At 46.5% G+C, this 24,939-nt stretch carries 17 protein-coding genes; 9 read left to right on the top strand and 8 right to left on the bottom strand.

What is annotated here, in order from left to right; all coding sequences use genetic code 11:
* Nucleotides 1-129: 129 nt before the first annotated feature.
* Complete coding sequence (recG, locus tag DLE54_RS11350; RefSeq protein ID WP_110817207.1) at nt 130-2,373, top strand: ATP-dependent DNA helicase RecG; 2,244 nt, start codon at nt 130-132, stop codon at nt 2,371-2,373.
* A 53-nt stretch (nt 2,374-2,426) separates the two neighbouring features.
* Here recG and DLE54_RS11355 read toward each other — a convergent pair whose 3' ends face one another.
* Nucleotides 2,427-4,820 carry a TonB-dependent receptor domain-containing protein gene (locus tag DLE54_RS11355; protein ID WP_110817208.1) on the bottom strand — a complete coding sequence of 798 codons (2,394 nt, stop codon included), beginning with the start codon at nt 4,818-4,820 and terminating at the stop codon, nt 2,427-2,429.
* A gap of 155 nt (nt 4,821-4,975) precedes the next feature.
* Between DLE54_RS11355 and DLE54_RS11360 the strand changes: the two genes are divergently transcribed.
* A complete protein-coding gene (locus tag DLE54_RS11360; protein ID WP_110817209.1) occupies nt 4,976-7,498 on the top strand; it encodes a TonB-dependent receptor in 2,523 nt (840 codons plus the stop codon).
* A gap of 158 nt (nt 7,499-7,656) precedes the next feature.
* On the opposite strand, the gene DLE54_RS12185 is transcribed toward DLE54_RS11360, so the two are convergent.
* A complete protein-coding gene (locus DLE54_RS12185) occupies nt 7,657-7,782 on the bottom strand; it encodes a hypothetical protein (RefSeq protein WP_264755952.1) in 126 nt (41 codons plus the stop codon).
* Between the two features lie 85 nt (nt 7,783-7,867).
* Here DLE54_RS12185 and DLE54_RS11365 point away from each other — a divergent pair, with 85 nt between their 5' ends.
* Together DLE54_RS11365 and DLE54_RS11370 are read left to right on the top strand one after the other, a co-directional pair.
* Nucleotides 7,868-8,788 carry a DMT family transporter gene (locus tag DLE54_RS11365; RefSeq protein WP_110817210.1) on the top strand — a complete coding sequence of 307 codons (921 nt, stop codon included), beginning with the start codon at nt 7,868-7,870 and terminating at the stop codon, nt 8,786-8,788.
* Nucleotides 8,789-9,110: 322 nt separating this feature from the next.
* Nucleotides 9,111-10,745: a flavin-containing monooxygenase gene (locus DLE54_RS11370; RefSeq protein ID WP_110817396.1), complete on the top strand. Its 1,635-nt coding sequence runs from the start codon at nt 9,111-9,113 to the stop codon at nt 10,743-10,745.
* A 101-nt stretch (nt 10,746-10,846) separates the two neighbouring features.
* Here DLE54_RS11370 and DLE54_RS12035 read toward each other — a convergent pair whose 3' ends face one another.
* From DLE54_RS12035 to DLE54_RS11390, 4 genes are all read right to left on the bottom strand, one after another.
* Entirely contained in the window at nt 10,847-11,005 is a 159-nt protein-coding gene (locus DLE54_RS12035) for a hypothetical protein (RefSeq protein ID WP_011961554.1), read from the bottom strand.
* 305 nt (nt 11,006-11,310) lie between these two features.
* A complete protein-coding gene (locus DLE54_RS11380) occupies nt 11,311-11,844 on the bottom strand; it encodes a DUF2058 domain-containing protein (RefSeq protein WP_110817212.1) in 534 nt (177 codons plus the stop codon).
* Nucleotides 11,845-11,964: 120 nt separating this feature from the next.
* Nucleotides 11,965-12,795, bottom strand: a complete 831-nt coding sequence (locus DLE54_RS11385; protein WP_162617747.1) for an arylamine N-acetyltransferase family protein — start codon at nt 12,793-12,795, stop codon at nt 11,965-11,967.
* Nucleotides 12,796-13,037: 242 nt separating this feature from the next.
* Nucleotides 13,038-14,132 (bottom strand): PTS transporter subunit IIC, encoded by a 1,095-nt coding sequence (locus DLE54_RS11390; protein ID WP_110817214.1) that lies wholly within the window; start codon nt 14,130-14,132, stop codon nt 13,038-13,040.
* 272 nt (nt 14,133-14,404) lie between these two features.
* On the opposite strand from DLE54_RS11390, the gene DLE54_RS11395 reads away from it, so the two are divergent.
* The gene (locus DLE54_RS11395) at nt 14,405-14,989 is read left to right on the top strand and encodes an O-acetyl-ADP-ribose deacetylase (RefSeq protein WP_110817215.1); all 585 of its coding nucleotides are present in this window, start codon (nt 14,405-14,407) and stop codon (nt 14,987-14,989) included.
* Nucleotides 14,990-15,019: 30 nt separating this feature from the next.
* On the opposite strand, the gene DLE54_RS11400 is transcribed toward DLE54_RS11395, so the two are convergent.
* Nucleotides 15,020-16,444, bottom strand: a complete 1,425-nt coding sequence (locus tag DLE54_RS11400) for an FAD-binding oxidoreductase (RefSeq protein ID WP_227535320.1) — start codon at nt 16,442-16,444, stop codon at nt 15,020-15,022.
* A gap of 447 nt (nt 16,445-16,891) precedes the next feature.
* Between DLE54_RS11400 and DLE54_RS11405 the strand changes: the two genes are divergently transcribed.
* Nucleotides 16,892-18,040, top strand: a complete 1,149-nt coding sequence (locus DLE54_RS11405) for an OmpW/AlkL family protein (RefSeq protein ID WP_110817216.1) — start codon at nt 16,892-16,894, stop codon at nt 18,038-18,040.
* Between the two features lie 140 nt (nt 18,041-18,180).
* Nucleotides 18,181-18,915: an MOSC domain-containing protein gene (locus DLE54_RS11410; protein ID WP_110817217.1), complete on the top strand. Its 735-nt coding sequence runs from the start codon at nt 18,181-18,183 to the stop codon at nt 18,913-18,915.
* Between the two features lie 125 nt (nt 18,916-19,040).
* Here the strand turns inward: DLE54_RS11410 and DLE54_RS11415 are convergent, their stop codons facing one another.
* A complete protein-coding gene (locus DLE54_RS11415; RefSeq protein WP_110817218.1) occupies nt 19,041-19,607 on the bottom strand; it encodes a hypothetical protein in 567 nt (188 codons plus the stop codon).
* Between the two features lie 656 nt (nt 19,608-20,263).
* On the opposite strand from DLE54_RS11415, the gene DLE54_RS11420 reads away from it, so the two are divergent.
* Nucleotides 20,264-21,592, top strand: a complete 1,329-nt coding sequence (locus DLE54_RS11420) for an efflux RND transporter periplasmic adaptor subunit (RefSeq protein WP_011961564.1) — start codon at nt 20,264-20,266, stop codon at nt 21,590-21,592.
* 190 nt (nt 21,593-21,782) lie between these two features.
* A complete protein-coding gene (locus DLE54_RS11425; RefSeq protein ID WP_110817219.1) occupies nt 21,783-24,866 on the top strand; it encodes an efflux RND transporter permease subunit in 3,084 nt (1,027 codons plus the stop codon).
* The last annotated feature ends 73 nt before the right edge of the window (nt 24,867-24,939 follow it).

The following is a 24,939-nucleotide window of genomic DNA, read 5'->3' on the forward strand; positions in this document are numbered from 1 at the left end:
TATATATAATAAGCCCTGATGAACCGGTAAAATATCCTCTATAATCTTATGATAAAGGGGCCATAAGGCGACAGATTTACCCCATTTTTAATCACTAGCTCTTAAATTTTGCCAATCGAGAGACGCACTATGCCAATCCCCTCAAACACTCATACGCCCGCCTCGCACACACCCGTGAACCAAAGACAAACCGCTGTCGATTTGCCTGTTCAGGTTTTGGCTGGTGTGGGCAGTAAAATTGAGGGTCAGCTTGAGCAGCTGGGTGTGTCACGCTTGTTTGATTTGCTACTGCATCTGCCGCGTGATTATGAAGACCGCAGCCGTTTGGTCAATATCAGCGACTTACAAGACGGGCAGTCGGCGCTTATAGAAGGGCAAGTCACTTATGTGGATAACAAACGTGGCGGCATGACGGTGGTCATTGAAGATGCCACTGGCGCCATTCAGCTGCGCTTTTTTAAGGTCTATGCAAGCTTGGTACAGACCATGACGCTCGGCACACGGCTCAGGCTGTTTGGTGAAGTCAAAATCAGCCGCTATGGCATGCAGATGGCGCATCCTGAATACAACATGGTGACCGCCGGTACGCCTGTAGTAAACACCGGCCTACAGCCCATTTATCCTGCGGTTAAGGGGCTGCATCAAAACAAACTACGTACCTTGGTCAAACTGGCACTACAGACCGTTCATCAACAAGGGCTGCCTTTAACAGTATTTGATGAGACCGACTGGCAAGCCATCAATCACCTGCCAGCACCGCTACCGACCAATAGCTATGGCCTGCCCAGCTCGGCAGCATCTCAGCAAACCAGCCCATCACCTAACAGCGCCCCAAGTTGGCAGCATTTAACGTTGTTTGAGGCATTGACCTTAATCCATACCCCACCGATGCATACCGATATTACGTTGCAAACGGCGCAGCTTGAGCAGTTAAAAGCGCGCACTCACCCTGCCTGCCAGCGGCTGATTGTGGAGGAGTTGACCGCACACCAATTAAGCATGCTATATCGCCGCAAGCAGCTGCATCAACACAAAGCGCCTAAATGTGATGGTGATAGCCCACTGGCTGAGAAGCTGCTAGCCAACCTGCCCTTTAGCTTAACCGGTGCGCAAGACCGAGTGATTAAAGAGATTACCAGTGATATGGCGACCTCTATTCCAATGCTGCGCTTGGTACAAGGTGATGTCGGTGCTGGTAAAACTTTAGTCGCGGCATTGGCAGCCTGTTATGCCCTCGATAGCGGCTGGCAGGTGGCGGTCATGGCGCCCACTGAGATTTTAGCCGAACAGCATCTGATTAACTTTAAGTCTTGGTTTGAGCCACTAGGTATTGGTGTCGGCTGGCTAGCTGGCAAACAAACCGCTAAGCAGCGCCGTGAAGCGCTGGCTGATGTTGCCGAAAATGAGGTTCAGATTGTGGTCGGTACGCATGCACTGTTTCAAGATGCGGTGGTGTTTGCCAAATTGGGACTGGCAATTATTGATGAGCAGCACCGCTTTGGGGTTGAGCAGCGTATGGCATTGACCAACAAAGGCGTGGCCAATAGCACCCCGCACCAGCTGATTATGACAGCCACTCCGATTCCGCGGACGCTGGCCATGAGTGCCTATGGCGATATGGACACCTCTATTATTGATGAGCTGCCGCCAGGGCGTACCCCGATTACCACGGTTACCATTGACCGTGCCCGCCGTGATGAAGTGATTGAGCGCATCGCCGCTAACTGTAAAGAGGGCAAGCAAGCGTACTGGGTCTGCCCACTGGTCGACGACTCAAGCACCTTAAATGCGCAAGCAGCCGAGGCCACCTTTGCCGACTTAAGCGAGCGTTTGGATATTCGTATTGGCATGGTACACGGCAAAATGAAGTCAAAAGAAAAGCAAGAGATTATGGCTGCGTTTAAGAACGCCGAGCTTGATCTATTGGTCGCAACGACCGTGATTGAGGTCGGCGTCGATGTACCTAATGCTTCATTGATGGTAATAGAAAATGCCGAGCGTTTGGGATTATCACAGCTGCATCAGCTGCGTGGCCGTGTTGGGCGTGGCTCAACTAAAAGCTTCTGTGTGCTGCTATATCAAACCCCACTATCAGAAACTGGCATCGAGCGTCTCAATGTACTGCGTGACAGCAATGATGGTTTTGTCATTGCTCAAAAAGACTTGCAACTGCGTGGCCCAGGTGAGCTACTTGGTAAGCGTCAAACCGGTAATATTGGCTATTATGTGTCCGATTTGACCCGTGATGAGAATTTATTAATGATCGCCAGTCATTTGGCCAAACGCCTGATTAATGATGACAATCGTAAGGCAGAGGTCACCCAACTGATTCACCGCTGGATGCCTGAGGCGAGCAAATATACCAATGTGTAGCTGGCTTGCTTTAATGCGCTTGGTTTAAAGCACTTAGCCAACTTAGCCAAACCCTAAAAATCAACCGTAATACCCGCATTGATACTGCGCCCTGGTAATGGAGCAATGTATCTTAGAGGCGATGCGTGTGGTCTGGCCTCTTCATCCAATAAGTTACTGGCATTAGCAAAGAGCTTAACCCTAGAATCGGCCCAACCATTAATGGTTTTGGCGATACTTACATCCATCATGTTATAGCTGGGCAGCGCCACCTCAGTGTTGATCTCTTTCCCTAAATACTTGGGCTTAGCGTAGTGAACAAAGTTTATCTCACTCTCCCAGCTGTTGTTTTGCCAATTAAGACCAATGCCGTAACGGTCGGTTGGGATATTGGTGAGATACTCACCATTTGTCTCACCGTCTTTGGGCTTATTTTTCACCAAATCAACAAAAAGATGCGCCGTCACATCACCATATTGATCAAAATCAAAGCGCTTGCTTGCATCAATCTCAAAGCCGCTCACCTTGGTATCTATTTGTTGCCAATACTTTAAAGGCAGGCGATTGGCCAAAAAGGTCGTCCCGGAGGGTCTAAGCGAATAATAACCATCAAAATCATGTTGATACGCAGTGGCGACAACGTCGATATCTTGATAGTTAATCAGTGCACTAAGCTCGGTACTGGCGACCTTTTCTGAATCTAATGTCTGATTACCCTCTTCATGCGCCATACTGCTAAAGTGTGCCTGACTGGCGTACAGCTCATTCACCTCGGGGGCTCTCTCAGAGTTAGCATAACGCAGGTTAAATGCCAAATAGTCATTGACATCAAACTTGGCGGACAGCTCATAACTGTTTAGATTAAAATCCGTATCGAGCAGTTTGTCATAATTCGGTGACTTGCTAGAGGGATTAAAATCGCTGCCTTGAATCTTGTGTGTCACCTTCTCATAGCGGTAGCCTGCCCCTAATGTCAGATAATCTAACGGCAGACTTTCTTTGACAAACAGTGCCTGCTTTTGGGTTTCGACATCGGGCAGGTAACGCTGCTCACCCCTACCTTTAATGTCACGATATGACAAATCAGCGCCCAGCTTTCCAGATAGCACGCCAAGCTTACCTAGACTTGGCTGATGCTGAGTGACCACAGTGGCGTTATAAGTATCAAAGTCATAATGATTGGCGACATCATCACCCAGCCACTCCTCATTGCGCTCCTTAATATGGGCCATATTCACATTAAGCTGACTTAACCAGTCATACGTCAAATCAACTTGCGAATCGAGCAGATACTTTGTCTGTTCTGCATCGATTTGCACCGGAACATTTGAGGTGTAATCTTGAGTGTAATTTAGATTGGACATTGAAAATCCAGGCAAGCCGTAACGGCTGGTTTTATTATCCAAAGCAGCAGCAACATAGCCATTGTCAAAAAAATAACTGCCCGATATTCCCAAGCGGCGATTGTCTAAATGGCTGTTCCCAAGCTTATTATGATAATTCTCTGTCACATCGTTAATCTTGCTAATGCGCTCGGCATATTCGGGCTGATCTGGCTCGTATTGCGGGTTCTCTGCCGTACCATAGCCGCCATAATTGGTATAAACATCCCCTGGCGATAAGCCATAGTCATAATAGGTCTGCGTATATTCAAGCGTGCTCGGGTCAACATAATCGGTATAAAAATACTGTCTCGATTTGGGGTTAAAGGTGGTTGTTTTTTCGACATGCTTTTGGCAGGCGTCTGCCAATACTGTATTTACCCCCAAGCCGTATTCATTGCTGCGAACCAAGTCTGTTTGACAGACCTTCGCCTTGCTGTCACCAGGAATATCGTAATGCCCTTGGCGCTGCGCCGAGTACAACAGATTAATGCTTAGGTTGTCCTCGTTATTCATATTGGCTTTTATGCCCTGTGAGCGAGGGGCATTGGTTCCATCCTTAATAGCCAGCGTAAGATTTTGAGGTTTGTCCTCTATTTGCCGCGAGATTAATCCACTGTCAATGTCCACACTGCCGCCGATGGCACGCCCGCCTGATTCAATGACTGAGTTGTTCTTGTTCACTGTAATCTGGTGGCTAAAGACCGGATCAAACAGCAAGTTGGTCGCTGGACTGATCGCATTGAGCCCATTAACATTTGTACCATCTTCATTGATACTAACGCGATTGCCTTGTAATCCGCGAATAATAGGCGAGCCTGAGTGTGGGCCAAAGCTGCCAGAGTGGACCCCTGATACTTTCTCTAACGCCTCGCCTAATGTATGCGTATCAATCTGTTGATCCTGTATCGTGACCGTGTGGCTAGAAACTGGACTGGCTGCGGATTTTACAGTGATGGTGGGCAGTACGACTTCGGGGCGAGTGATGTCGTTATCGCTAATAGGCGGTGTGTGAGGCATGTCATCTTGTGCGAAAGAAGAGTGGGAAATAACTAAAATCATCAAGGATAGATAACGGTATTGCATGGTTAATGGGTACCTTAAAAACAATAATGGGGCGAATAGACGGTGTAAGTTATTGTTACCTTTTTAAACGTTATGTTATAGTATAACATAACATTTTTACCGAAATGTACTCTAACCTGCCTAGCGGCATTCATTTTTATTGTTTAGGTAAGCCCATGCTCACAAACTATCAAAACCACCAACCCTCAAAACGCCGAACCAACCGCCCTTTATCGCCACTGATGATGAGTATCCGTCTATATACCCAAGCAATCTGTATCCAAAACAGTAAGTTGCCTACTGCATCTGCCAAGCTGCCGTATTTGCTCCAAGCAGCTACGTTAGCAGCACTGGGCGCCTATAGCACAGCGGCATTAGCAGAAGATAAGCCTTCGGTTGAGCTGGCGCCCGTTGTGGTTACCGCCAGTGCGTTTGAGCCACAAGCGGGTGATATGGCGACCGCAACCAGTGTCATCACCCAGTCACAGATTATGCAGCAAGGCAGATCCACCTTAGGCGATGCACTAGCAAATGAGCCCGGTGTCAACTCAGATACCTTTGGTCAAGGTGCGACACGTCCTATCATCCGAGGTCAGACTGCACCTAGAGTACAAGTGGCTCAAAATGGCATGCTGGTACAAGATGCATCACAAATATCACCCGATCACCAAGTCTCTGTGCCTGTGCTTGGCGCCAAACAAATTGAGGTAATCAAAGGCAGCTCTGCCCTAATGTATGGTGGCGGCGCTATTGGCGGTGTGGTCAATGTGGTCGATGACACCATCCCATCCGAGCCGATGCATGACACAGTCAGTGGACAATTTGGTTTGATTGGTCAGCAAGCCACAGACGGCTATCTAGGCTATGCCCAGTTAAATGGTCAGCTCAATGACAATTGGCAGTGGACGGGGCGTTTTCAAAAGACCGATCTAGATGACGTAAAAGTACCCAAGTCACGTTATGACAAAGTCAAAAACAGCTGGTATAAGCAAGACAACGCCAGTGTTGGCTTTGCCTATGTGAATGAGCTTGACTATGTTGGCTTCTCTTATCAGCGTCAAGATTCAGACTATGGTCTGCCGTTTCATGTGCATAACCACTGTCAGCCAGATGAGCATCGTATAAATAGACTGACGTGCGGCTTAGATGAGCACGAGCATGGGACGCATGAGCATCACGATCATGACCATGAAGAGCACGGACATGAAGAACATGGGCATACAGAGCACGAACATGGTCATGACGAACATGAAGAGCATGAACACGACCATGAAGAGCACGGACATGGGCATGAAGAGCATGAACACGAACATGAAGAACACGATCATGACGAGCATGAGCATCATCATGAACATGGCGAGCTGCCTTACGTTAAGCTAAAATCCGATGTGTATCAGATTCAAACCGAGCATTTGGTACCCTTAACCGGTATTGATAAACTGGCAACAAAGTTTAGTTATACCGATTACCAGCATGATGAGATTGATGAAGGGGTTGTCGGTACCACATTCAAAAACAAGGCCTTTGGGGCGACCGTTCAGGCCACTCATGCCACCCATCAAGTCAGTAATTTAGGTTATATGAAAGGAATCATTGGTGTCGATTATGCCAATAGCAAATTCTCCGCAGAGGGGCTAGAAGCGTATTTGCCAAAGACCAAACGCAATCAAGTAGGCACTTATATTATTGAGCGTTTAACACCGACTTATTCTGGTGCCCAAATTAATGACGCCGGCAGATTAGGTGCCCAATCCTCTAAGACACAGCAAGATCATCTGGGTCATAATCACGGTAATAACACCCTTCCTACCGACAGTACCGCTGCCAAGCTTGCAAAGCAGGGCAAAGACTTATGGTATGTACAGTTTGGCGGCCGTCAAGATATTCAAAAAATCGAAGATATGGATAACAATATCTCCAAATCTGATAACGCACACTCTTTGAGTTTAGAAGCTGGGCGTTACCTGACACCGACGACCCAAGTATCCGCTCGCGTTAGCCACTCTGAACGATTGCCTGCCTCACAAGAGCTGTATGCTAATGGCGCTCACTTGGCTACCAATACTTGGGAGCGTGGTAACCTACAGCTGGATAAAGAGTCGACCGATGGTATCGAGCTTAGCCTGCGCTATGACAATAATAAAAACTTTGACCTGAGTACTTCTGTGTTTTATAACGACACGGAGGACTATATCTATGCAAAAACTCAAGACTTGGTGACCGAAGGGGAGTCGAAAGGCTTTAGACTGGTTGATTACCATCAATCAGATGCCAAACACTATGGCGGTGAGATTAAAGCACGCTATTATTTAAATGATTATATTAGTATCGGCGGCTTTTCAGATATTGCCATTATCGAGCTAAAAGACAAACAACTCGGCAGTAAGTATGCACCAAGACTGGCTGCGCCTAGAGTCGGCGGCGACATTACTGCACAGTTCAATCAATTTGATGTGGTGTTGTCAGGCTATCACCGTTATAAACAAGATAAGGTGGCAGACTTTGAGCACACTACGCCTAGCTATAATATGCTAGATGCCAAAGTAACGTACCATAGCGCGGGGGCTCATGATTACACCGCATTCTTGCAAGTCTCTAACTTGTTAAACGACTTGGCCTACAATCACAGCTCCTACCTTGTCGAGCATATGCCGCTGGCAGAACGCTCTTTTAATGCCGGCATCACTTACCGCTTCTAAGTTCACCCTTGCCATAAAAAAAGTGCCTCAGTTCTGAATGGACTGAGGCACTTTTTATGGGTTAGGGATGACTTATTTACAGATTACTTATTTGTAGCCATCATTTTTGTAGGCATCATTTTTATAGACACTGTCATGATGGAGTGTCATCGCCGCCATTATGAGCCTGCTTTTGCTGCTTTTTTCGCTTGGCGCTCTGCATCACTTAGATTGCTCTTGGCTTGACGGTTAGAGCGATTAGACTCTTTTAAGGCTTGAATTTGGCTATATTTTGTTAATCCCATATCCAGGACCCACAAGCCGGCCTATAATAGCAAGTTTTCTGCTGTTTTATACAGCTGTCTAATTTAGATGGCCATAGGATTTTTTGTGAGCAAACGTGACCTCATAACCTTTATTACCCTGGCCTTCATGTGGTCGTTGTCTTTTATCTTTTACCGCATTGGGGTGCCTGAATTTGGCTCAGTTGCCTTTGCCAGTATTCGCTTGGAGCTGGCGGGGATAACCATGCTTTTATTTGTGCTACTAAACCCAAAAAACCGTCAAGGCATTTTGGCTAACTGGAAGCTACTGACCATTATCGGCTTATGCTCTACTGCCATTCCATTCGTGCTGTTCGGCTATGCCGCAAAATCGGTTAATGCCGGTGTACTGGCGGTATTAAACGCCTCTGTCCCAATGATGAGTGGGGTAATGGCCAGCCTGTTCTTCAATGATAAACTGTCAAAAAAACAAATACTGGGACTTGTCATTGGGGTCATTGGCGTGTTTATTTTGATGAGTGAAAATTTCTTGGCGATGATGCACAGCAGTGGCGGCGATCATAGCAGCTTACAGTCCCAATTGTGGCCCATGGGCTTTGCGCTGTTTGCCTGTATTGGCTATGCCACCGGCGCCAACCTCACCCGCAACTATCTAGAGCACATCTCTCCCATCGCCATTACGGCCGGCACCTTGATTACGGCCAGTATTGTGATGCTGCCGGTCGCTATTTATAATTTCCCCTATCATCACTCTATTAGCGCCAAAGCTTGGGGTTCGGTGATTTGTATTGGTATTTTATCCACTGCGATTGCACTGATATTTATGAATCAGTTGATCAAAAGTATTGGTCCAGTACGCGCCACCAGCATCACCTTGGTCATCCCCATTTTTGCCATTATTTTTGGCTATATATTACTCGGTGAATCACTTGATATCTTTGCCATTGTGGGCTCGGTGGTAATTTTATTCGGCACTTATCTGTCATTAAACCTATCTGTTAAAAAACTGGCCGAACCTCAAGTCTAAACACCTAAAAAAAGCGCCTGATTGCTCGCTCAAGGCGCTTTTTTTATGGGTATACTGTCAGAGGGTTCTAGCACAGCTTTTTGTCATGGCCATCTTTGGGCATGATATCAACTGCTGATCGATAAATATCCGCTCTCAACAAAGGATGGATTATGGCCTGAGTGGCGGTGTGTTAAGCTACAGTTACCTCAGTACCTGTCTTTACCCCAGTTTAACTCAAGGATGATTTATGCCCATTTTCTCCCCTATTAATCGCTTAATACCTGTTCTAACTGCATCAAATACTGCAGATGACAGCGCTGCCCCTTTGGGATTAGCTTCAATGCGGACACAGTATTTACCGCAATTGCCAGCACTACCCAACTTACCCAAACGCGCCGCCGCTTCGGCACGCAGACTGCTGCCGGTGCTACCCTTTAATAAAAAGCCTGATTTTGAGGTGTTAATTATAGGCGCAGGCGTATCCGGCATTGCAACAGCCAGTCATCTACAGCGCGACAAGCTACTTAGCCCACTGATTACACACAAAAAAGTAGCCATTGTGGAGAAGCGAGCCGCCATTGGGGGTACTTGGGATTTATTTAAGTACCCTGGCATTCGCTCAGACTCTGACATGACTACTTTTGGTTTTGCTCACCGCCCCTGGCTGGGCAAAAAGACCTTGGCGGATGCCGCTTCAATTAAGCGCTATATTGAAGACACTGCTACAGAAGAAAACTTACAGCCTTTGATACAGTTTAATACCGAAGTGAGTGCATTAAACTGGTCAAGCCGGCACCAATACTGGCAGGCTCAGCTCACCGACGTCACTACAGGGCAAACCCGCCATATCACCGCCCGCTTTGTCATTGGCGCCACGGGCTATTATGACTATGACGCAGGTTATCAGCCTGTTTTTAAGGGACAGCAAGCGTTTAACGGTAAAATCGTACACCCACAGCTGTGGGATGAGACCATTGATTATGACAATAAACGGGTGGTGGTCATTGGCAGTGGGGCTACTGCGGTGACGTTGGTACCCGCGCTACTAAGTCGAGACGCTTATTTGGCTTCTGCTTCACCTGCCAAGCCACAAGTTGCGGCGCAGGTCATCATGCTGCAGCGTTCACCCACTTATATCGCCAGCATCCCAAGTGAAGATCCAAGCTATGTTCTACTCACCGAGCGATTTAAATTACCGCCCAATGCTGCCTATGGCCTAGTTCGAGGTCGTAACATACTGCTGCAGCAAAGCCTATATAGATTATCTCGAGTGGCGCCCAAACTCTTAAAAACCATCCTCACCCAGCGTAATAAATATGCACTTAAAGGCAGCGGTGTGGCATTAAACCATTTCGTGCCTGATTATAATCCGTGGGATGAGCGTCTATGCGCTGTACCAGATGGTGATTTATTTAAAGCGATGCATACAGGTCATGCTGATGTGGTGACAGACCATATTGATCACTTTACTAAGGACGGTATACAGCTGGCTTCTGGTCGTCATTTGCCTGCAGATATTATTATCACCGCCACAGGCCTCAAGCTGCAAATGCTTGGCGGCGCTAAACTTACTATAGATGGCAAAGCTCTTGATGTCAGTGCGCGCATGAGTTACAAAGCGGTGCTGCTAGAGGGCGTTCCTAATATGGCTGTGTTGTTCGGCTACACCAATGCCTCTTGGACACTCAAGATTGACCTCGCTGCGGCCTATCTGACCCGATTGTTACGCCACATGCATCATTACGGCTATAAAAGCGTCATCCCCGATGCGGTAGCTACCGATGGTGAACAGGCCAACCGACTGCCAGATACAGTCATGGGGTCACTGAGCGCCGGCTACATTCAGCGGGCCCAAAACACCCTACCCAAGCAAGGCGACCGGTATCCTTGGTATGTGACTAATAACTATCTAAGCGACCGTATGATGCTCAAGCAGCACCGCGTTCATGATAAATGGCTTCGCTTTGGCCGTTAAGCTGTTGCCATTACTTTACGCTTAGCGCCACGATCGGCAGGTAATAAAAAAATAGGACAGCTTTCGCTATCCTATTTTTTTTAACAAACCATTAATGGCGCTTATTTTTTCTTAGCTTTTTTGTCTTTCTTAGCTTTTTCTTTCTTTTTTTGGTCTTTTAGCTTATCTAACTCTTTGACCTTTTTCTCTACTTTTTTCTTAGCTTTTTTGATGTCTTTTTTCAGTTCTTGTTTTAGCGCTTTAATATCAGATTTAGACATGATGGCTTCCTTATATTTATTTTATAAATCTATCATTAAGTATCTTATGTTTAACCTATCAGGTAATGTTTTACCTAAAGTTATTATTTACCGCAGCAACCAGAGCCTTAACATCCGCTAGGTTGAGAACGATAAATAATGACTTATATCGATAGTATCAAATTAGATTTTTAAAACAAGAGACTACTGTATTTAGAATGTAATATTAAATTGCACTACCTAATTACTGTAATCGCTTTAAATAAAAAAACCTCACACCATTCTTGTCTGCCTCGAACGCCAAACCATGAATGCTAATGACTGATTTACCACATCAAATCATCAGGGATAACATAAGCAGCATACGGATCATCTTCAGCAGGCTCATCTTGCGCCTTGTCATTAGACTCAACAATAAACCCTTCTAGCTTCTCATTAATACGATCGGCTAACGGACGTGGCAACAATGCATACCCCTCCTCCAATCGGGCAATACTGACATGACCGGCAACAATCTGATCAAACAGCTTTTGGGTGATGTGCATCTTTTTGATTTTGCTGTCATCAACAAAGCGGTATTCGCTATCGCCCTGGGTATCTGTAATCTGGTGCTGATGAATCATCTGTACGATATTGGCTCTTAAGGTTTTCTCTTCTAGTGCTTGCTGTCTTTGCTGATTTAGAGCTTGGTCTTTTTTGAGCTTTTCGGCCTGTGCTTCTGCCACTGATTGTTTGATTTCTGCATCGGGGGCATTGCCCGTGCGCTTGGCATGTTCAGCTTGTTTGGTTAGCTTTTTGGCTTTTTTGTTATCCACCAACCCTGCTTTTAAGAGTTGGGCTTGTAAGGCATTTTTGGCCATGTTGATATCCTTTGTGCTTCAAATAGTTTTGCGCTTTAAATAAAAAGGCATAAAAAAGACAGGGTACAAGTTTTATGTCACCCTGTCATCACTTTCATCGCTTTACTTAACGCCTATGAATCAGTGCTCGGCTTTGTGTTGTACATAGCCCTCAAATACTTGGGCTAATTCATCTCGGCTATAGTTTACATTGAGCTCATTTTGCATAATATCAATAAAGTGCTCAAGCTCAGTAATGGTCACCTGCTCGGTATGATCTGCATAAATCTTAAAATAATCAGTGTTTCTGAGCGAATAAATCACATCCTCGCCATAGCAGGAGACAACCAAGTTATTACGCCATATGCCCTCAGGATTCATATAACAATAAAAATTACCCACCTCAAAGTCTGCATCGATATTTTCAATCAAATCAAAGGCAGTGGCATTGTAAGGCTCATTTTTTTCCATTAATTGCATGGTATACACGTTTTTGTCTGCATCCACAGGCAACACGTTGTATTCAATACCTAAATGACTCAGCGTCGGCTGGGTGTCACCTATTTTGATAACCACCGTCGGGCTTCGAAATCCAACACCCACATCCACCAAATACTTCTCACCTTGATAATACAAGACAGTCACACGATGCGTCATAGGAATGGTAGGTGGAGATTGGTTGTTCACCACTCGAGCAAGGTGTTGAGTCACCTCAAAGCCTTTGGCCTTAAGCACCTCATACATAAGCTTATTATGCTCAAAGCAGTAGCCGGCTCTTTTATTGACCACTAGATTGTTATATACAGACTCTAAATCAATGGGGATCGCCTCACCAAGTAAAATCTTGGGATTACCAAAGGCATAAGTTTGTAAATGGGCTTTTGCCAGCGTTGAAATATCCTCTAAGCTTTTGATATCTTGGTCAATATTGAGTGTGTCCAGATAGTTTTTAACAATTTGTTCGGTATCCACATTGATCTCCTAGTCTAGTATAGGCCTCTAATTAACCGCTTTTTTGGCACACTGGCTGACACGCATTTTTATTTTAATGTCTTCTATTTTGACATGCTCACCTTTAATGTGCTCTAAATAACTCATCATTAAATAAATACAGTTAATCATCGTTAAATAGCTGGGGTTAAAGGCTAAGGTTAAATAGAGAGTGATGTGGTTTTATATTAACAAAGCACTGCGTAAATAACGGTAACGATTGGTTAGGGTAATGTCATATCTCCTGGCTCTATCCAGCCGCTGCGGCGCATCCACCATGCTACTAGCCCAGCGATTAGTGCGGGTAACACAAACATCAACAGCACAATTGCCAGCCAAATAGTGTTGAGCGTTAGGCTGCCTGCCGATGCCTCAAGCACCCCAAATACTCCCACAAAACCCGCTGTCCCCATACCAGCGCCACTGGCGGTACTCATGAGTCCAAACCCAGTAGTTGCTATGGGTCCGACAACGGCACTGGCAATCACAACTGGCAGCAAAATAATTGGCTTTTTGAAGATATTGGGAATTTGCAGCATACTGGTGCCAAGCCCTTGGGCAATGACGCCGCTGATACCATTGTCTTTGAAGCTTGCCACCGCAAAGCCAATCATATGCGCCGCACAGCCGACTACCGCTGCACCGCCGGCCAGACCATCTAGCCCAATGGCAATACAAATGGCGGCACTTGAGGTCGGCATGGTCAGCAGCAAGCCCACCACCACAGCGATGACCACACCCATCATAAATGGCTGCAACTGCGTAGCCAGCGCAATACCGTCACCAATACTGTTAACCAAATTGACCACAGGTGGGTTTATCCATGCACACACTGCCAACGCCACCAGTCCTACTGCCCAAGGCACTAAGATAATATCAAGCTTGGTCTTACCTTGTACCCAGCTGCCGGCACGGTAGGCAAAGACAGTGGCCAAATAGGCACCGATCGGATTGCCTGGTACGGCCAAAAAGGTAGCAGGCGCCCCCGCTTGCGGCGTGAATAATTGACCGGCCATTAACGCCTCAGAGTGTGCGCCCATCATGCCGGCCACTAAGCAGGCGAACACCACCAGCGTCGGCGCCTTGAGATAATAGGCAATGCCCACACCGATGCCTGCGCCCATCAAGATAGAGGCCAGCTTGCCCAAATCCATCAGCAGCGGCATCTCTAACGCCTGCCCCACTTGGGAGAAAATAAGCCCCGCTATTAAAGTGACAAACAGCCCTAACGCCATACCGGTAAAGGCATCGATAAGATATTTATTAAAAAAGTCACGCACAAAGACAGGTAAAACATGGGCAGAGGCCGATGAGGTCATAACATCATTCCTAGGGCAGCGAAAATAGGGTCAAAAAACAGTCGTCACAAGAGCAAGCACAAACGCATTATATAGAGCGTTTACAAACACAGCACGGTTTGCTACGGGGTTATTCTAGCGGTTTTTAGAAGCAGCCGCTTTAATAAGTAAAGTCCAAAATGGACAGTCTTATACAAAATAGGCTCAACCTAGAAAATTAATAGACCGCTTATCGATTATTATTAATCGGATAAAAATACTTTTCTTCACTATCTCAAATGTAGGAGTTAACTATGAATGCCCCCGCTATCTTATTTCAAAAACAAATTTATACCAAAGATGATCACAATCGTGAGCACCCAGTGACCCTAACCCTTATTCAAGCAGATATTACGACATTGAAAGTCGATGCCATTGTCAATGCTGCCAATTCAAGCTTGCTCGGTGGTGGCGGGGTTGATGGCGCCATTCACCGCGCTGCAGGGCCTGAGCTTGTCGCCTATTGCCGTACCTTAAACGGATGCCCGACTGGGGAGGCTAAAATCAGCCCAGGCTTTAAGCTGCCGGCCCAGTATGTCATTCATACCGTAGGCCCTGTTTGGCATGGCGGCAATCAAGGTGAGCCTGAGCTGCTTGCCAGCTGTTATCGCAATAGCATTCAATTGGCAGTAGATAATGATATTACTAGCATTGCTTTTCCGGCCATTAGCACCGGTGTCTATGGCTACCCTATCGAGCAGGCCACAGACATTGCTATTAATAGCGTGATAGACAGTATCCAGCAAGCTTCGGTATCACAGCTTGTGATTACAGAGGTGATTTATTGCTGTTTTTCAGCCGCCGATGCCGCGGTCTATAAGCAGCAACTGAATTTATAAAGCAAGCAGCCTTACATCTTAAAGCTGGGCTTACGGCCAAATCTTGCCTGGGTTTAAGATATTATTCGGGTCAAGTGCGTGCTTAATGGCCTGCATCACCCCTACGGCATCGCCATGTTCATACGCCATATATTTGCGCTTGCCCTGACCAATACCATGCTCCCCAGTACAGGTGCCATCCATATCGATGGCACGTTTTGCCAAGCGTCCGACCAAGTCTTCAGCCGTCTGCACCTCATCAGGATTATCGGTGTCAACGAGTAGCAATACATGAAAGTTACCATCGCCTACGTGACCGACAATAGGGCCAATCATGCCAGCCTCTTTAATATCTTTGGCAGTCTCGCTGACGCATTCGGCCAACCTTGAGATAGGCACACAGGCATCGGTTGATAAGGCTTGAGCCTCTGGGCGTAAGGCACGGCTGGCAGGATAGGCGTTGTGACGGGCATGCCACAGCTTTTTGCGCGCCTCTTCATTACTGTCCCACGCAAAGTCTGAGCCGCCGCATTCTTCAACAATATCATTAAAGATCTGTGCCTGCTCTTGCACGCCAGCTGTACTACCATGAAACTCCACAAATAAGGTCGGCATCTCTTTTAGCGTGAGGTTAGAGTACTGATTGCAGGCTTTGACTTGCATGGTATCTAACAGCTCAATACGGGCAATGGGCAAACACATTTGAATGGTCATCATGGTCGCCTCACACGCCGCCTCAACCGTGGGAAAATGACAAATTCCGCTGCCCACACATTCTGTGATGCCAAAGAGCTTTAGAGTAATCTCAGTGACCACACCTAACGTACCCTCTGAGCCGATTATCAAGCGGGTTAAGTCATAGCCTGCGGCTGACTTTTTGGCACGCGAGCCTGTCTTGATAACTTTACCGTCAGCAGTGACTACCTCAAGTGCCAATACCACATCTTTCATGGTGCCGTAGCGCACCGCATTGGTGCCTGATGCGCGAGTGGCGACCATACCACCGATAGTGGCATTAGCCCCAGGATCAATCGGGAAGAATAGTCCTGTATCACGCAAATAGTGATTGAGCTGCTCACGGGTCACCCCAGGCTGGACCGTTACCGTTAAGTCCTCACTATTGACCTGCAAAATCTCATTCATCTCACTCATATCAATACACAGACCGCCATAAGGGGCATTCAGCTGCCCCTCTAAAGAGGAGCCAATACCAAAGGCAATCACTGGCATGTTGTGAGTATTACAAATAGCCACCGCTTGGGCGACTTCTTGCTTATCACGGGCCACAAGCACCGCATCGGCCGGCTGACTCTCAAGCCACGTCATGGTATGTGCGTGCTGCTGACGGGTGGTTAGATTGGTACTAAGCCTGTCACCAAATTGTGCTTTTAGCTCAGCTATCGCTTTACTGTGATCTTTTGTCGGTCTAGAGCTTGGTGCAGATGGTATTGCATCAGAGGGTACTGTGGTGGTCATATCATATTCCTTTGCTAAAAAGCTGATGGTGTCATACTCGCTATACTTAAGATAAATTTATCACTTTTATAAGGATTCAGTCCATGAAATTTAGTGTACAACTGTGCATTAGTGTTTGTATTATATAAGCTTTTTTACAAACTTATTTATAATTTATTTTAGTAACAATGATTGACTATCATTATTAAGTTTTCTAGAATGAAGTAATTGTTGAAACAATTTTTAATGATTTAAGCTATAAATACATAATAATTGTTTTAATAAGTGAATGCTTAGCAGGGCCGTCTGCACGGAAGTTGACCGCTCACTCTGTTTTGGTCTTTACAATAACTCAGTACCTTAGCGTTATGAGGTGCTAGTGGAGACTAAGCACTATATAGGTAGCTTCAGCTATTTATTAAATTGGCGGCAAAGCCTACTCCTACATTATATTTACAAGGACGTATTATGAACAAACCCCTCTCTTTTGCCTGTGCAGTAGCTGCACCTATACTATTTAGCCATTCAGCTATGGCTCAATTTGATTATTCAAAATACATAGAAACAGATGGAAGCTTCAAGCGCTTCTCAGTTTCAGCAGGTTGGTTGCATGCAAATCCAACCGGTGATGCTACGCCAGTTAAAAATACCACTGCGATATCAGATGGTACAAGCCACAACAATGGTAGCGTGAGATCAGGCACCGTAAAACGGGTGCTAGATCCAGACCAAGGCCTAGACAGTGCTGCTGAAAACCAAGCAAGATTTAATGAAATTAATAGCGGCTTGAGCCTTCCGGGTGACGACAATACTGACTTATCCAATACCGCTTTAGGTAATTTGTCAGGTACAACTGTGATTAACGGTCTACAAAAATTTGCGACACCTGGCACAGGTCTTGAATCAGATGATGTAGATACTTTGGGTATGCTAATAAACTATCATATAGATGATAACTGGTCAGTAGAGGTGAAGGCTGGCTTTCCGCCTAAAGTCGACATCTTAGGTAAAGGTACTGTGGTTGCACCTTTTAGAGGTGTGGTAACCCCATCAGGTATTGCCGAACGAGCCATTGGTGACTTTAATATTAAAGATGACATTGTGATTACCGATTTATCACAAGGCAGCAAAGCCTCTACTGCACGTGCTTGGTTGCCGGCCACAGAGCTACATTATAAGTTTGGTAAATCAGGGGTTAATAAATTCCGTCCTTATGTAGGCGCAGGTGTGATGTATGCCTATTTTAACGACTTAAAACTAAATTCAGGTATTCGTCAAGATTTAGTGGATGCTGGCCATATGATTCAAAACATCAAAGAGGGCAATGCCGGTACCTCTTTGCAATACGATGGTCCTGACGGTCGAACAACACCTTCTAGTAGTGGCATGCACGTAAAAGTTAAGGCTGATAGTGCTTGGGCACCTATTGTCACTGTCGGTGCTACCTATGACTTCGATGACAGCTGGTTTGCCGTAGGATCATTATCTTATGCTAAGTTGGATAGCGACAGCACCATCACCGTCTCTAACGATAACGGCGAACAATTAATTAAAGCAGTTTCTAAGATTGATATTGATCCTTATATCAGCTACTTAGGGGTCGGTTACCGCTTCTAATTAAATGGTTGACACTCTATTTAAAAAACGCACTTTTAAAAGGTGCGTTTTTTTATAGTGATGATTTTAAATTGATCGATAAACCCATGTGCTGTTTGTTATAGTAAAAAGCCTCATAATCTTAGAGAGTATATCTATTTATGACACATTCACCCTTGTCACCACGATCAGATAGCGCCCCCATTAGCCCTCCCCTGCATATCGCCACACTAAGCTGTGTACGGGCTGGAAAAGCCATGCCCTTCACTCGAGAGCAGCTTAGCGCCATTAATAAAATCCCTGTTAAGCAGCCAGTCGCCATCAATTACATGGGGCTTGTGAGCGATGAGCAGGCAGATCGGCGCCATCATGGCGGGCACCTAAAGGCAGTACATCAGATGTCTACGGCCACTTATGATAGGCTAAATATTGAATTTGGGCTTAAGCTTGAACCGGGGTTATTGGGTGAAAATTTAACCACCACACCCGTTTTAGGTACAGACAATTTAACTGAGGCAAACGTATGTATCGGCGATGTCTATCAATATGGAGATGGCGAGAGTGCTGTACAGCTTTGCATCGTGCAGCCTAGACGGCCTTGCTATAAGATTAATGATCAAATTGGGGTGACGGCCAGTCATAGAAATATCGCCTCTTGGATCACCCAGCAAGGTCTCTCTGGCTGGTACTTTAAGGTGGTCAAAGAAGGGATTATTGATAACGGTATGCCCGTCTATTTGATTGAGCGCCCTTATCCGTTTGCCACTTTACAATCGCTTTGGCAGCTTACCAATAGCAAAGAGCCTATTGAGGCCAGCATTATTGAGCCTTGGCTTGGCATAGACTGCTTAGAGGAAAGCTGGAAAAAAGCACTGATCAAAAAAGTACGGGCCTAACAAAAAAAAGACCCCAATAAAGTTATTGAGGTCGATTATCTTTACTTGATATGCCCTAGTTCAGGGGCAAAGTTTGGATAACACGCTATTTTATTTGATAAAAAGCCTACTGCTTCATAAAAGGCCTACTGCGCTCTAATACGGCGGTTTTCTTGAACCTCTACTTGACCAGGCTGAGTGGCTTGTAGTTCACCACGCTTGTCCTTAATCTTTTGCTGCAAGGTAATGGCTGTCGACTGTGCAGTCACGCCCTCACCTTCACCCCATGCAGAAGTCATATTGGTGCTACCTCCAGCTTGAGCAGCGTTTTGCTGCGCTTGGGTCACTGCAGTTGCTTGAGCGGTGTCATCATCTTGCGCTTTGTCAGCGGCATCCTGCGACATTTGGGTGGTGTGTGGCATCTGTCTCATAGCCGCTTGCTGCTCAGCTGTGCCGTCGTCTACTTCTGCAGTGTCTACATCGGCTTGGGTATCAGCGTCATAATTGCGCTGATCATCAGCTTCTAACTCATCACCAGCCATATCCATATTGGCTTGAGCGGTGGTTACTGCATGAGCAGCGGCAGGGTTTTGAGCGGGGGCTGCCGCAAATGCGGTAGCTGATAGTGCCAATACACCTGTTATTAAGGTAGATACCATCAAGCCTTTTTTGGCTGCAGCTTTGGTTTGCGTGTCCGTATTGATCGCTTTCATAGTAATTCTCCATACTTTATTTTATGCTAAAGTAGTTTTTAATAAATAATTATTGAACAGTCTGTTAATAGTTAAGCCTAAACAGTTATCTAAGCTTTGAGCACACTTGGTAACTGCTCATGGCTGAGCTATCTCAATGACCGATTAAAAAAAGCGATTTATATCGCCTAAATGTCGTGATCCCTAATTAAACTTGTCCGTTTATAGTGAAAGTATAAAAATAGTGAAAGTATAAAAAAATATAAACGAGCCTTTGGAATTAACTTATGTGCCAAGCTTTTTATTTCGTTTTCTAGTATACGAGCACCCATTGCAATTTTTAGAGTGGCTTTGTAAAGTTTTTCTTGCCAGCTGTAGCTTTTAAGCGCGCTTACTTACTTGACTGTTATTTTTTGGTATATATTGCTGCTATAGCCACAAGCTTAGTAAATAAAGGGCTTTGATATAAAAATTCTTTTATTAAGCTCTGGTTTTTACAATGACAGTTTTATAAATCCAAGCTTCATAGCATCATACAACACCCAGATTTAGTTTAACTGTACTTCATAATAGCGTTAAAAATTTACTACGATATCGCTCTAAACATAAGAGATATATTTAACGTATAATTTAAATTATTTTTTATTTATCCAAACCCCAGTGTTTGCGAGACTAATATGACTTCTTATTCTGATCCCAATAAAAAGACCCCTGATGAGGCGTCTACTGAGCTTAAGGTGGATGCAGCTGCTGCTACCCAAGGCTCTGATGATTTCAAGCCTTATACTGCCGCAGAAACCAAAGCCAAACCAAACTGGCTATGGGTATTACCCCTTATTTTATTGACCTTGGCGGTTGGTCTATTTGCCGGTCGTATGTGGGGCCAAAAGCAACTTGAAGACAACAGCGCAGAAACGCAGAGATCTGTCGTGCCTGAAGGCGGTACAGCTACTGGTATCACTGAAATAGAAAAGCCGGTCAATCAAAAGCCGGTACTGACGGTTGAAACCGTTACCCCAACTCAGTCAAGTGTGGCCAATGACATCTCAGCAGACGGTACCATCAGTCCTGAGACTACCTCTAGTGTGAGCGGAAAAGTAAGTGGGGTAGCCATTGATCAGGTTCTGGTACAAGAGGGAGCCCGAGTCAAAAAAGGACAGGTATTGGCCGTCTTTGATACCGATGCCATGCGCCAACAAATTATTCAGTCTCAAGCTGAGCTGGCAGAAGCTCAGTCTAGCTATGACTTGGCCAAGCGAGATGCCGAGCGGGTACTACCTTTATTAGAGATTAATGCCATTAGCCAGCAAGAAGCTGATCGTTATGTGGCCACTGCCAATCAAGCTGCCGCTTCTGTGGCTGCCTCTAAGGCGCGCTTGAACAATCAAAACCTAAATATGCAAAATGCCAAAGTAGTGGCACCCGTCAGCGGGGTCATTAGCGAAAAAAATGCCAATGTTGGCAGCGTTCCTGGTCCTGAACCTTTGTTCACCATTATCGAGGAGGGCAAGCTTGAGTGGCAGGCCCAAGTGGATCCTAATAAAGTGGGAGAAATCAATATTGGTACGCCGGTGGAAGTGAGCCTACCCAATAATAAGAGCGTGGCCGGTAAGGTCACTCGTATCTCACCCACTGCTGAAGATGGCAGCCGCCAAATTACTATTTATGCCGCTTTAGCGCCTAATCCCAATGCGCGCGCAGGGATGTATCAACGCGGCACCTTTAAGCTTGGTAGCGATGCCAAAGTGACCATCCCTGTCAGTGCTGTGGTCAGTGAAGATGGCTATGATTATGTGATGCAGGTCAAAGCGGTGAAGGATGAGAATCGCGACACCATCTACCGCGTCAACCGAGTCAAAGTGAAGCTGGGTGAGCGTCAAGGCGACCGTGTGGTTCTGCTTGAGCCGCTACAAGGTGACGGCAATATCGTACGTCAAGGTGGCAGCTTCTTAAGTGACGGTGATGTGGTAACTTTGGCCACAGCCACACCCGAGCCAGCTAAGTAAGTAGCTTGAGGGTATCATCTATTCGCTGATACGACGGGACATCGATGTTGATGTCCTGTCCTTGGCATCGACAGTGACTATTTGTGCTGATCCTCAAGTTATACTGGCCCTCAAAGCATATTTATTAAACGTTATGGTTTATCTACTGCACCGCTGATTTCGACCCATTTGTCCAACCAGGATACTCTTTATGAGCCTCAACGTCTCAGCCTATTCAATAAAAAATCCCCTTGTGGCGATACTGCTATTTGTCCTTCTTACCTTAGGCGGTATCTATGGCTTCATGAAAATGAAAGTGCAGCAGTTCCCTGATATCGACTTACCTGCTGTGGTGGTGACCGTCACCCTACCCGGTGCGGCACCCAGTCAGCTTGAGAATGATATCGCCAAAAAAATTGAAAATAAGCTGTCTAGTATTGAGGGGGTGAAGCACATGCGCACCACCTTACAAACTGGAGCGGCGACCATCGCAACTGAGTTTGTGTTAGAAAAAGACATTCAAGAAGCGGTAGATGATGTGCGCTCAGCCGTCGGTGAGGTACAAGGCGATTTACCGGCTGCTGCCAATGATCCTATTATCACTAAGGTAACCACCGCAGGCTTGCCCGCAGTAACTTATACCGTGGCCGCTAATGGCATCAGCCCCGAAGATTTATCTTGGTTTGTGGACGATATCATTAATAAGCGCTTATCTGATATCAAAGGGGTGAGTACGGTAAGCCGTGTCGGCGGGCTTGAGCGTGAAATCAGCGTTGAGGTCGACCCCATTAGCTTAAATGCGCTGCGCCTGCCCATCACTCAGTTATCTGAACAAATCACAGGGCTACAGCAAGACAGCTCAGGCGGTGAGTCAGAGGTCGGCAATAGCAAACAAAACATTCGCGTCCTAGGCGGGATACAAACGGCGCGTGAGCTTAATGACTTGCAAATTGCACTGCCTACAGGGGGTACTCAAGCGCTTGGCAGTATGGCAACCATAACCGATGGCACGGCTGATGTCTCCTCTATTGCCAAACTTAATGGCACCACAGTGGTGGCCTTTAACGTGACCCGCTCACGTGGCGCCAGTGAAGTCGAAGTGGTCAAGCTGGTCGATGCCGAGCTTGCCAGGCTACAAAAAGACATGCCCAATTACACCATTACCAAGGTGTTCGACCGTGCCACTCCCATTGATGAGGACTATCAAGCGTCTTTAAGAATGCTCATTGAAGGCGGCCTATTGGCTGTGGTGGTGGTGTTCTTATTCTTACGTAACGTGCGCGCGACCATTGTTGCTGCCGTGGCTCTGCCGTTGTCGGTTATACCCACCTTTTTGGGGATGTATTTTTTTGATTTTAGCTTAAACCTCATTAGTCTGTTGGCCTTATCGCTAGTGGTCGGGGTGTTGGTAGATGATGCTATCGTTGAAGTCGAAAACATCATGCGCCACTTACGCATGGGTAAGACCCCTTACCAAGCGGCGATGGAGGCGGCAGATGAGATTGGTTTGGCGGTTGTCGCCACCACCTTTACCTTGATTGCGGTGTTCTTACCGACTGCCTTTATGAGCGGTATTGTGGGACAGTTTTTCCGTCAATTTGGCTGGACGGCAGCCATTGCCATCTTTGCCTCATTGATGGTGGCCCGTCTTATCACGCCCATGATGGCCGCTTATATCTTGCGGCCTGAAAAGCACCACACCGAAAAAAGTGGCCGAGTGATGCAGATGTACCTAAAAGCGGTGAGCTGGACATTACACCATCGCTGGATTACGCTTGGTACCACCCTAGTGCTGTTTTTTGCCTCCTTAACTTTGGTGAAGCTGCTGCCCACCACGTTTATTCCTGAAAATGACATCGACCAGACCCGTATTGGTATTGAGCTGACCCCAGATGCTACCTTGGAAGACACCTCTCGCATTACTCAGATGGTTGAGGAGAAGGTCTCAAAAATTGAGGGGGTAAAAAGCATATTAAGCGTCATTGGCGACCCACAGCAAGCCAGCTTGGACTCCACCGGTGGTGGCCGTGCAGAGAACGCTGCCAGTATGGATATTGTGCTTGAACCGCGCAATGCCAGACCGACCAAAATCGAGATTGAACGGGCCATTACCGAGGCCTTAACCGCTGTGCCGAGCGCCCGCTTCGATGTGGGCCTGTCTAGTGGCGGCGAGTCCGGCTATAGCTTCTCACTGACCAGCACCAACCCTGCCCTACTGGATCAAACCGCGCAGCAAGTGATGACCGAAATTCGCTCATTGCCACAAGCCGGCAGTGTCACCAGTGACCGAAGCTTGCCACGCCAAGAGCTGTCCATTATCCCCAATCGCATGGCTATGGCAGATCAAGGCGCGACTACCCAAGGGGTTGCCGATACACTACGTGTGGCGACTATGGGCGACTATGAGCAGCGTTTATCTAAGCTTAATTTAGACACCCGTCAGGTACCCGTCGTGGTGCGTCTCCCCGATGAGGCAAAAAACAATGTCAGCCAATTGGGCGACTTATTTGTGCCCAGTACTGCCGAATCTGGTGCGCGGGTGGCAGAGGTGGCCGATTTAGCCTTTGGTACTGGCCCATCAGAAATCTTGCGCTTCGACCGAGAACGCGCCATCACTATCAATGTGCAGGTAGCAGGCGGTGAGCTTGGCGGCCTGGTCAAAGCAGTTAAGGCACTGCCCTCATTGCAGCCAGGCAGTATCCCTGATGGGGTATCGCTCATTGACCAAGGTCAGGCAGAGAGCATGGCCGAGCTGTTCGGCGGCTTCGTGATTGCCATGAGTGTTGGTATCATCTGTATCTTTGGGGTGTTAATCCTTTTGTTTGGCAAGGTCTTGCAGCCATTTACCATTTTAATGGCGCTGCCTTTATCTATTGGCGGTGCTTTTGTGGGACTGGCCATTACTAACAGCAGCTTATCTATGCCCTCGATGATTGGCTTTATTATGCTAATGGGTATTGCCACTAAGAACTCTATCTTACTGGTCGATTATGCTATTTTGGCTGAGCGAGAACACGGCTTAAACCGCTTTGATGCGCTACTTGATGCCTGCCGCAAACGGGCGCAGCCAATTATCATGACTACCATTGCGATGGGTGCAGGCATGATGCCGTTGGTGTTTGGCTGGGGCTCAGCAGACCCTACTTTCCGTCAGCCTATGGCAGCGGCGGTATTAGGTGGTCTTGTGACCTCTACCTTGCTAAGCCTGATTGTCATACCTATGGTGTATACCTTTATGGATGACATATCAAATTGGTTTGGCAAATGGCTACGTCCGCATGGCAAGACCGACTAAAATTAGCGGCTTTTATCACATATAAATAGCGCCTAATTATAAATAACCCCCAATATTTTTTGCTATCTTTAGA

The organism is Psychrobacter sp. YP14 (genome assembly GCF_003209315.1).
Lineage (GTDB): Bacteria > Pseudomonadota > Gammaproteobacteria > Pseudomonadales > Moraxellaceae > Psychrobacter > Psychrobacter raelei.